This is a genomic window from Marinagarivorans sp. (genome assembly GCF_982758155.1).
The window spans coordinates 1-10,505 of the sequence record NZ_CEXWTU010000180.1 but is presented as its reverse complement, the minus strand read 5'-3'; the positions used below and the strand labels follow the sequence as shown (position 1 = coordinate 10,505).

Genomic DNA, 10,505 nt, shown 5'->3' with positions numbered 1-10,505 from the left:
CTCCGCCGTCCCCCTCTTGTGCAGATGCATGCTCCCGACACAACATCGTACCAACAACACGTTTTTGCCCAGAGCGCATGCGCCTTTGAGCAACATATTACCCGACACATTCCACCAACGCCGTGATTTTTTCCCGACGCGAGTTTTGCTCATAAAGCCTCTGGCGACAGCAGTAACAACACAACCAGAGCAACAACCCACACGAGCCTGATTAATCGCTTTTTGTTCATAATCCTTTCCTCACGTTTTTTAATGTGAGGCCAACGTAGCGTGCTGGCTGAGCCTGTCGCATTAGCATCGAACGATCGCATAGGAACACTCACTAAATCCGCTAGCGCTTTACACCTTACGCAATCGGCCCTTAGCCACGCAATCAAAAAGCTTGAGCAACAACTTAGGAGTGTGCACGGAATAAGTTGCTGGAATTTGGGGTTGTGGGTGCTTGCTTGACGAGGCGAAAATATGGCGAAATAGCCGGCTATTACAAATATTTTTAACGAAGGCAGGCGCGCACCCAGGAATTCAAAAACGGGAAGTTATTTCATGCACGCCCCTTAGTCATCGCTAAACACCACCCCTTGGCCCAACAACCTTACATTCAACCCAAGCACCTCACCGATCAAACCCTTTACACCTATCCTGTTGCCACCGAGCGCTTAGATATTTTTAGCCAATTCCTAATGCCCGCAAATATCTCACCTCAACAACACAAGGTGCTCGAAACAACAGAAATTTTATTGCACATGGCAGCGGCGAATAGAGATGTAACACCGCTACCGCAATGGCTACTGGATGTCTCGGGTGCGCGGCTTCCATTGGTTGGTAAGCGCTTGGGGAAAGAAGGCCTGAACAAGTCGATTTATTTAGGGGTACGCGAAGAGGATAAAACAATTGATTACATCGAACAATTTATTCAACGCGCCAAAAAAGAAAACGCCAGCAAAGGTTAATGCTGGCGCTCGATAAAGAAGGGGTTTTACAGCCTTAGAAATTATTCATCATACAGTCGGATATTGTCATCGTAGAAGCTATTAATTTTAAGGCGTAATTCTTCAGGCAGTGATGGCATAACAGCCGCTTTTGCAAAAGAGTTTATCTGCTCGACAGAAAGCGCACCCACCAACACACTCGAGACTTGATCAAAGTCTAATAACCAACGCAGTGCCATTTGCTCTAATGTCATACCGGCAGGCACGAGTTCTTTAATTTTTTGCAACATACTGCGCTGCTGTAAACGGCTACGCTCTAAGTAGCTGAAAGCCTTCTTTTGCTCTGGCGTAGTACTTACCGTTATGGGATTAAACAAACCGTGCGCAAAAGGTTCACGTGCCACAATAGCAACATCATTTTCAAGCGCGCTGGCAAATAATTGCTCGGTCGGCTTTTGATGGAAAATATTAATAACAATTTCTATTGAGGTTAAACCTGTACGCTCAATACAGCTTAGTGCTTCATCCACGGTATCCACACAGGCACCAAAATGCCTAATAAGGCCTTGGCGTTTAAAGTCGTCCAGCCATGCCCATAGCTGCTCACTGCGCAATATGCGCTCTGGTAAACGGTGCAAGTGTAATACATCTATAGAGTCGACCTGCAAGCGCTCTAGGGAACCTTCAATGCTACGGCGCATGCGATCATATTGATGACGATCCGGAAATAGTTCACGCGCTCGGCCTGCCTTTGTCGCGATCAATCGGCTGCCATTATTTTGCTTTTGCCAAGCACCCAGACGGCTTTCGCTTAAACCATTGCCATAAACATCCGCCGTATCCCAAAAATTAATACCACAGTTATCGGCTGCAGCTAATACGGAAAAGGCACGCATGTTTTCTTCAACGCCAAACTCCCGGCCAATCAGATCGCAGGCCAAACCCACTTCCGATACAGGAATTTTACTTTTACCTAAAAGACGTTGCGCAACAATTGGTTTAACTTTGTCTATTACCGTCATGACTGTACCCTAAATACTTCATTTTTATAAAACGAGAGTTAATGCCTTTAACCCACCGCTATACAATAAATTTGAAGCTAACTGTATTAAAAATAAGGGGGCCTTCAATGACCCTCAAAGAGAGATACATAACACCTTAGATAACTATCGTAGTGTTTTATTTTATGTTTCTAAACTTTCTTTAACTCCGGTCCTTTTGACATTTTTACCTTGTCGTTTTCATCTGCCTGTTAGCGTTGCCCCTCGGGTTTACATGCGTTCTTGCTGCACGTATACCTGGTGGCTGCGCTGCTAAACCCGATCACAACCGAAGCTATTTTTCGGCGGTATTTTAAGATTCAGCAAAATGTAAACGTTTGCATTTGGTGGCCAAAACACCAAAAATGTCTTACTTCTAAACTCACTCACTATCAAAAACGTTCTTTATTGAGCCATTTCAAGGTTCGAAATGAACTTTTAAAGCACTAATCTGGCTCACAATGTATTACATATCACCCATAAACCTCTAGATGTAAACGGTTACATTTTTATACAAGCTTGCTTAACATCACATTTTTTTTGCATTTAGGGTTAAAAATGAGAACTGCGACAACTACAAAGATAATCACAACTATGCTAGTAAAAATTGGCATTAAAAACAAAAAAGCGATAAAAATCAGTAGGTTATCGTTAATAACAAGCAGAATTAACGTCCACCACCCGCACAAAGCGTGAATCCACCAACACAGCCGCACAGAATCAAAACACTCACTTTGAATACGGAAAATCCAACGGCTGGATGCAACACCTCATCAGGCACATCAAAATGTACTCAATATTCCAATACGACAAACATCAGGTAGCGCCGCTAATGAGCGCCAGAGATAACTCCACTGACGAGCACAACACGGTTCAAAAGACCCGGCCTCACCCCCAAAAAAGAGTGCGACAGGGTCTCTCTAGGCCCTTGCAATAAAAAAGGAAATTTTAATTACCTACACCAAAAATAAAAAATCCGATGCAAGCAAAGCACCGGATTTTTTACAAACTGAACAAGCTACTCAACAGAAAGATCTAACTCGCCCGACAAATTAGGCACAGTCCAGTCGATCCACTCATCAACATTAATAGCACCGTAATCCGTAGCAACCGTACCGGTATTGCCACTCTGGCCAAGTAAGAAACGGTTAATATTTTGTGTTAATGGTTGGCTAAAGGCGCCATTCCAGCTGCAGTGGGATTGCCCTTCAGCCACAAACGTTACGGCATCCTCAACACCCAAGCCTTCATAAATTCGCTTACCCGCAATCGTGGCAGCGTAGGTTGATTCAAAATTCAGGCCACGCCAATCCGTTAAGCGGCCATGGTTATCTATCACCAATAACCCGCGCGGCGCAATAAGGCCCACCACTTCATGGGTATCCACAGGTAATTTATCCGTTTGATTCACTAAGGAAAACGCCGAGGGCGAAAACCATGGACGATAGCCTGTGGTTGCATGGGAAGGCTGCTCGCCGCCGGCACCCGGACCATTTAAGTCAGGGATAAGCTTCAAGGAGGATAAACCACCAACACCCGACTCCACCGGAATAGTTAGCGCAATGCGGCCATCAAAGGCACCCGCAATAAATGCCGCTTTACCCAAGCGCGAACAACCCGTAACCGCTAATCGCTGCGCATTAATCACGCCGGGGTTAGCCTCAATAACATCGATTAAACGGCTCACACCCCACGACCAAGCCGTTAACATGCCGGCATTTGTTTGGCCTTGGTACAACGAGAAAAATGGCCCGCTGAGCGAGTTGGTATCCGTGGCTAAATCGGCCGAGTTAAAGTCAATAACCGCCACACCATTTTGCCTAAACAATGCCGACATTTCTGGCGCCGCCGAGAATGCAATAACAGCCGGGAATGGACCGGTGCCAGAAGGCGTCGTCACAGAGGCGCTAAAACTTAGGTCTTTACCTTCGTGCGTCACATTCACAGAGATGCTATTAGAGCTAACGGTACCCGTCACACTATCGGGCTTGGCCGGCTTATCACCGTAAATGTAATTGTACGCCTGCTTTAAAATTTCTTGGCGGCGGCAACGCCACTCGCCCTTGTCGGTCATGCGGGTACCGTCGAGCTTGGTGAATGGGTCTGGCAGGTTTGGATTATTGGGCAGCGAATTACCACTGGGCAACGCGCCCACAACGCAATCGGCGCCGGGGTTCTCGGCCGAAACGGGTGGTGGTGGCGGTGGCGGTGGCTCGACAAAGGCGCCATTCGAGGAGTACACAGTAATGCCGCTGAGCGTTGCATTATCCTCCAGTTTTTCCAGTGTAATGGTCAAAGTCTCATCATCAACCACAACGTTATCTTGTCGAATCGTGTAAGCCGTATCATGCCCCTGGCTTGCAAAAATATCGAAGCCGGTCAACACCGCCTGCCCTTCTACACCGGCATTAAAAGTACGCGCGCCCGCCGTTGTTTGATACATTTCCACGAAATGTAACTCAACCGCATAGGTCGCATTCGTCACCGGTATTTGATAAGTAAAATCGCCGTAGCGCTCTGACTTATATAGCTCTTGGTCCGTAGTGCCGTCAATACTATCATCGGTAGTATTCGGGGTGCCCGACGACGCAAATCGATCGGCAATATAGGGATTACCCTGCACCGTAATCGCACCACCACCAACATTAATCCCCATTAAAAAAGGCATAGGGCCTGAAGAGTTAACGCTACTTGAAGACGCCGCAATACTTGAACTGCTAATCACCACGGGCACGCTGCTCGAACTAACAGCCATTGCGCTGCTCGATATCACGGTAGTTTCGCTACTGAGCGCAACGGCAGATGACGAAGTTTCACCGCCCCCGGTACACGCCGAAAGCAAGGCTGCGGCAGCCACTGCAGCCGCCAACGGAATACGTTTAGCTGATAAATATTGCATAATATAATTGACCATTAATTGTTATGAATTTGGTACATCAGAAACATTCAAGCCCTGTAATCCGGCTTATATTTCATGTATATCACCCACAACAATTTTGCGCACAGCCCACGCAAACCACATTCTTGTGGCGCATCACAATTATTAAATCAATATTTAAGTGGGGTAAAAAAGACAACAATTGAAGGTAAATTTATATAATTTCTTTCTAACTATAAGACAAAAATACAAAAAACTATTAATATCGGCATGAAAATATGAATTTGAAATTTTTAGCTCATAACTTTTACTTCATTTAATAACAATAAAATTAGGCAATAAAGGAGTCCGCTAGATAACACCAACACTTCTGACATTTTTTTCAGCGATACCCCTATTCGGTATCCGTGGTGGCTGGGAGTCTACGTTTGGGCGCTCACGCCGGAGCGCTAGATAGCCGCCCTGTTCAGGTCGAATAAGCTTCGAATATTCATTATTATTTGCCCCTCAAGTCGCGTAGCATCCATACCCATAATGACAAAAGTAACCTTTTACCCGCCATAGTGAGCTAACCTTCAAGTGTTACTCACCGAACAAATTAGCCACCTAAAAACTTTCGGGACTAAACAATGGAAGAGAGCAAACACTTTATTTTCGGATTATTAGACCTTGGCGCCGGAGCCATCATTGCAGGGCTTATTGCAGCCGCCGTGCTTTACCTATTAATGTTCAAAAGCTTCGAAGACTTCACAGACAGCATCAAATACTGGCTTGATTCGAGTTACCGAAATAACAATATCGAGATGTTTTCCAGCGAGTGGTGGAAAAGCACCAAAATATTCATGTGGTTAGGCTTGAGCATGGCCATTGCCGTTTTAGCAAACGGGATGATGAACTGACCGCTAAATCAGCCTAGGGGCGTGCACGGAATAAGTTGCTGGAATTTGGATTTTTGGGTACTTGCTTGACAAGGCGAAAATATGGCGCAATAGCCGGCTATTGCAAATATTTTTAACGAAGGCAAGCGTGCACCCAAGGATTCAAAAACGGGAAGTTATTCAATGCACGCCCCTTAGGGCTAATGAATACGCACTTACGATGCAGTCAAAATATCAGTAGTGAATTCTTCTAAATGGCTGCCTTGCTGTACCGTGGGCGGCTTAAAGGAAGGGGCCCAGAGTTGCGGGCAGGGTTCAGATTCGACATAGAGCACTGGAGGTACAAGCTCCGAAGTTGCCCCAACGCCACTTTGCCCTACCCCATAAAGCGCTCCAGGCGGCAACCAAGCCACGGCATTAGCGTCGATGAGTTCACAAAACATCCAACCCCTGCAGCTGTGTACTTACTTTGTCACGATTTTGGCACCATAATCCACATGCGGTTACATATTAATCGTTATACCCCTTATATCGCCCCCCCCCTATACCGTTTGCTTATACCCCGTTATAAGCCCAAATCGTGGTACCTATGCTTTTTCATACAACATATATCAGAAGAACTCTGCTACTTGGCCTACTTTTGCTCACCGCTTTACCCGCCTTATCGCTAGACCTGCAAAACTACCGCTGCCAGCAAGGTCAAGAACTTAGCCGCTTAAAAGGCGAAGACCTGCGCACAATGTTCTTTACTTACCACAACGGCTACCTCATTCAAAACCGTCACGGCGGTTCGATGACAAAAGTGTGGGATTTAGACGACCCAGCCTCACCGGTTTTAGTGAATAGCTATGACAACAACCTTTGGGAGGGGCAGCACACCCATACCTTTATTGGTGAAACAGAGCTTTATCATTGGTCCGGCCTGCACCAAGTCGACTTATCACAACTGCCCGAGCTAAAAGAAGCCGAACCCATTTTTAATGCCAGTGATATGGTTAACAGTTATTACCCCTTCGGCTTTTCGGATGTCGCTAATGCCTACCAATATCAGCAAGTCGGCCATTTCTCCGTTCACGATTTACGCACACCCGATCAAGACAAACTAAGCACGATTAATGTGCTGAGCGATACCGGCTTTGAAGGCCATGTAAACCTTATTGGTAATTTACTGATCGTAACCGGCGATAACGAAACCCCGCAGGGAGTTGCCACTTATGACTTAAGCGACCCCAAAAATCCGATTTTATTGGATAGCATACGTACCACGGCCGATGGCACACCGCTGATTAAAGCCTACGACAGCGTACCGGTGTGGGGGCATTACGTAATCCTCGCGCAAAATGGCGATACCACCGCACAGCGCGGTGTAGACATTATCGACTTTAGCGACCCCAAAAACTTAAAACATGTGGGCCGCTTTGATTTTGAAGGCCGCATTCGTTACGCCCAATTTCAAGATCACTTTATGTTTATTGGCGATGCCAAAGTGGATATGAATACTTTTAAAACAGTAGCGACGTTTCCTGAAGGCGGTGGTGAATACACCTTACCCGTTGGGAACCTATTAATTACCGCCGGTATGCACCGCCCAGATACCGGTAGAATATGGTGCCACCAAAGCCAACCCGATACACAAGCACCCGAAGTGTTATTTCATAGCCCCGCCGCTAATGCCACCCAAGTGCCTGTAAGCAGCCGCGTTGGCGTGGTCATCCCAGAAACCCTCGATATCAAAACTATTAATAACAAGAATATTATTCTTCGCCCCCTACATAAAAGTGCTCTAGCGGTAGATATTGTCAGCTCCGATCACGATGTGATCAACATCACACCTAAGGCCTTGCTTGAGCACAATACAACCTACGAATTTATTATTTTTGCCGAAGGTTTAAGCGACGTAGCAGGCAATGCGCTAACGGAAGACTTTCGCATTGTCTTTTCAACAGGTGATAACATTAGCCAAAAGCGACCACCAAAAATTACTCACTTTAGCCTGGATCGTAGCCACTGCAAAACCTGCCAACAAGTAGAGGCTACAATAAAGGCGCAATCAGCCGATGGCTCACTGCAATACAGTATTAATTGGGGCGACGGCATAGAGACACCCTATAGCACGCAACATCAGCTCAGCCATCAGTACACGAAGACCGGGATTTATAATGTACAACTGAAGGTACAAAACTCTGCAGGGCTTCGCGATTATTCAACGCAAAATATTGTTATAAGCCAAGCTAGCAACAGCGTTGGCATTTCTTCTAGTACAATTATTAGCGACACCGCACAACCGTTAATCTGGAACGTAAACCCAGACAACAATAGTGTAACGGCGATTCATTCCAGCAACGGTAAAAAAATCTACGACATTAAGGTTGCCGATAACCCCCGCTCACTAGCGCAAGATTCATTCGGTAATATTTGGATCAGCAGCGAAGATGACGCCGTAATCACGGTGATAAAAAGCACTACCGGAAAAGTCATCAAAACGATTCCCCTCCCCCACGGCAGCCGACCACAAGGCATTGTTTTGGCACCGAACAAACAGGCTGTTTATGTTGCCGCTATGGGCACCGGCTACCTTTATCGTATAAACACTCAAACACTTACCATTGAAGATCAACTCTATGTCGGCCCTTGGCCACGGACACTTGCTATAAGCCAAGATGGTAGCCGATTATTTGCCACACGCTTTATATCGCCAGACCACCAAGGCGAGGTTTACGCCGTCGACACCACGACCTTTAATCACGCAACCGTTATTCCTTTACACATGGATAATCATCAAGATTCCGACAGAAACGGGCGTGGGCTACCCAATTATTTAATCAGCCTTGCCATTGCCCCCGATGGTAAAACCCTGTGGGTGGGGTCCAAAAAAGATAATATTCTGCGCGGCGGAATGCGTGACGGCAAAGCCCTCACCTTTGAGAACTCTGTTCGCTCAATTATTTCTTTTATTGATATTGAACAGAACTTAGAAATCACCGGTAAACGCATAGACACGGATAACCACGAATTACCAAGTGCCATAAGTTTTAGCCAAAGCGGCGCCGTCGCTTACGTTAGCCACCGCGGTAATAATAGTATTACCGCTTATAATACTGAATCGCTACAAGTATTGGATCGCATAAATACCAACAAAACCCCAATCGGCTTAACCCTTTACGGTAATACACTTTATATTCACAACTATCTATCGCGAACGGTACAAAAAGTTAATATCTTCACTGGCCCGCAAGGCAGCCTCGGTCAATTTCAAATACAGGGAACCTACACGACAGTCACCACAGAGAAGCTGCCCGCTATGGTACTGGAAGGTAAACAATTATTTAATGCGGCATCAGATACACGTATATCACGGGATGGTTACATTAGCTGCGCCTCTTGCCACCTAGAAGCCGAGCACGACGGTCGTACATGGGATTTTTCTGATCGCGGTGAAGGCCTACGTAATACCATCGATTTACGCGGCCGCGCCGGCACTGCCCATGGGCGATTACACTGGAGCGCCAATTTTGATGAGATTCAAGATTTTGAACATGACATTCGTGGTGCATTCAACGGCCGCGGATTATTAGACGATAAAGATTTTGACGACACTGTTAATACACTCGACCACGTCAAGGCTGGTCGCTCACATGCATTAGATGCCATTGCGGCTTATACGGCCTCTTTAACAAAATTTGGTATTAGCCCGCAACGAGATCCACAAAGGTTGCTTACCCCCGCAGCGCAGCGCGGAAAAAAACTTTATCAAGAATTAGATTGCTCACAGTGCCATAGCGGCCAAGCTTTTAGCGATAGCCCACAAGGTTTACGCCATGATGTCGGTACACTTAAAATCACCAGCGGGAAACGTTTAAACAGTCATCGTCTAAATGGTATTGATACCCCAACGCTAAAATCGCTATGGCATAGCGCGCCCTATTTTCACGATGGCTCCGCTGCCACACTACTTGATGTCATTAATCTTAAACATCATGGCAATGCCCAAACATTAAAAAAATCAGAAAAAAATGATCTTATTGCCTACCTTCTTCAAATTGATGATTTAGAAAGTAATATCGCAGAGCCCATACCCGCGTTGGCAATCAATACCTTTATCGCTAACGATACCCTTGCACCCAACGCTATTCCGCTCGGTATAGGGGCATCGCTTGAAAATATTACCCGCGTTATTTATTACGCGAATGATAAGCCTATTGCAACAACGAATAAGCCCCCGTTTAACACCCTATTGCATTCCGATAACCCCGGCCGCCAGCGTCTTTATGCTAAAGCAATACACCGCAACGGTAGCGCTTCGTTGTCGCAAGATATTTGGGTCAATATTGCTGGCCATTCACTCACTTGTAGTATTGGAGCAATACAACGTTGGGCGGGCGGCTTTGTTGCTAAAGATATTGTCGTGAGTAACGTGGGTGAAAATACAATGCAAGATTGGACCGTAAACATTCACTTTAACGGCGATGTTTTATACCGCGAAGCCTGGGATACCATTGTGCAACAAACCGGTACCTCACAATTTTTAGCCAAAGGCTACAGCGATGATCGCGACTTAGCGCCTGGCGAAAGTATTGCCTTTGGTTTTATTGTTTCTCACGCGCAAGAAACCCCAAACATAACCCCCACCTGTATTGTGGCAAACGCCGTTACACCAAAAGCCGTTGTCGCCAACACTCACGATTCAGATATTGACGGTGTCGTGAATGCGATAGATACCTGCCCGACAACAGCCATTAATAGCCGCGTAAATGCCATTGGTTGTTCGGCGCAAGAAGGG

7 protein-coding genes are annotated in these 10,505 nt (G+C 46.2%); 4 read left to right on the top strand and 3 right to left on the bottom strand.

Translation table 11 applies throughout. The features are described 5' to 3' along the window. Positions 1 to 270: 270 nt before the first annotated feature. Positions 271 to 450: a helix-turn-helix domain-containing protein gene (locus AC3A8L_RS16100; protein ID WP_487963294.1), complete on the top strand. Its 180-nt coding sequence runs from the start codon at positions 271 to 273 to the stop codon at positions 448 to 450. Between the two features lie 110 nt (positions 451 to 560). Then, positions 561 to 950, top strand: a complete 390-nt coding sequence (locus AC3A8L_RS16095; protein WP_487963295.1) for a LysR substrate-binding domain-containing protein — start codon at positions 561 to 563, stop codon at positions 948 to 950. Positions 951 to 991: 41 nt separating this feature from the next. On the opposite strand, the gene AC3A8L_RS16090 is transcribed toward AC3A8L_RS16095, so the two are convergent. Next, positions 992 to 1,951 carry an aldo/keto reductase gene (locus AC3A8L_RS16090; protein WP_487963293.1) on the bottom strand — a complete coding sequence of 320 codons (960 nt, stop codon included), beginning with the start codon at positions 1,949 to 1,951 and terminating at the stop codon, positions 992 to 994. Between the two features lie 1,036 nt (positions 1,952 to 2,987). Then, entirely contained in the window at positions 2,988 to 4,868 is a 1,881-nt protein-coding gene (locus AC3A8L_RS16085) for a glucuronyl esterase domain-containing protein (protein ID WP_487963292.1), read from the bottom strand. Between the two features lie 608 nt (positions 4,869 to 5,476). Between AC3A8L_RS16085 and AC3A8L_RS16080 the strand changes: the two genes are divergently transcribed. Then, positions 5,477 to 5,746: a hypothetical protein gene (locus AC3A8L_RS16080; protein ID WP_487963291.1), complete on the top strand. Its 270-nt coding sequence runs from the start codon at positions 5,477 to 5,479 to the stop codon at positions 5,744 to 5,746. A gap of 194 nt (positions 5,747 to 5,940) precedes the next feature. On the opposite strand, the gene AC3A8L_RS16075 is transcribed toward AC3A8L_RS16080, so the two are convergent. Continuing rightward, a complete protein-coding gene (locus AC3A8L_RS16075) occupies positions 5,941 to 6,168 on the bottom strand; it encodes a hypothetical protein (RefSeq protein ID WP_487963290.1) in 228 nt (75 codons plus the stop codon). A 146-nt stretch (positions 6,169 to 6,314) separates the two neighbouring features. Between AC3A8L_RS16075 and AC3A8L_RS16070 the strand changes: the two genes are divergently transcribed. Continuing rightward, a partial coding sequence (locus AC3A8L_RS16070) for an Ig-like domain-containing protein (RefSeq protein WP_487963289.1) occupies positions 6,315 to 10,505 on the top strand: 4,191 nt, incomplete at its 3' end.

What these genes read in the sequence shown, in the direction of transcription:
- AC3A8L_RS16090 (WP_487963293.1), bottom strand. Translation starts at nt 1,951, where the DNA reads ATGACGGTAATAGACAAAGTTAAACCAATTGTTGCGCAACGTCTTTTA.
- AC3A8L_RS16080 (WP_487963291.1), top strand. Translation starts at nt 5,477, where the DNA reads ATGGAAGAGAGCAAACACTTTATTTTCGGATTATTAGACCTTGGCGCC.
- AC3A8L_RS16085 (WP_487963292.1), bottom strand. Translation starts at nt 4,868, where the DNA reads ATGCAATATTTATCAGCTAAACGTATTCCGTTGGCGGCTGCAGTGGCT.
- AC3A8L_RS16075 (WP_487963290.1), bottom strand. Translation starts at nt 6,168, where the DNA reads ATGTTTTGTGAACTCATCGACGCTAATGCCGTGGCTTGGTTGCCGCCT.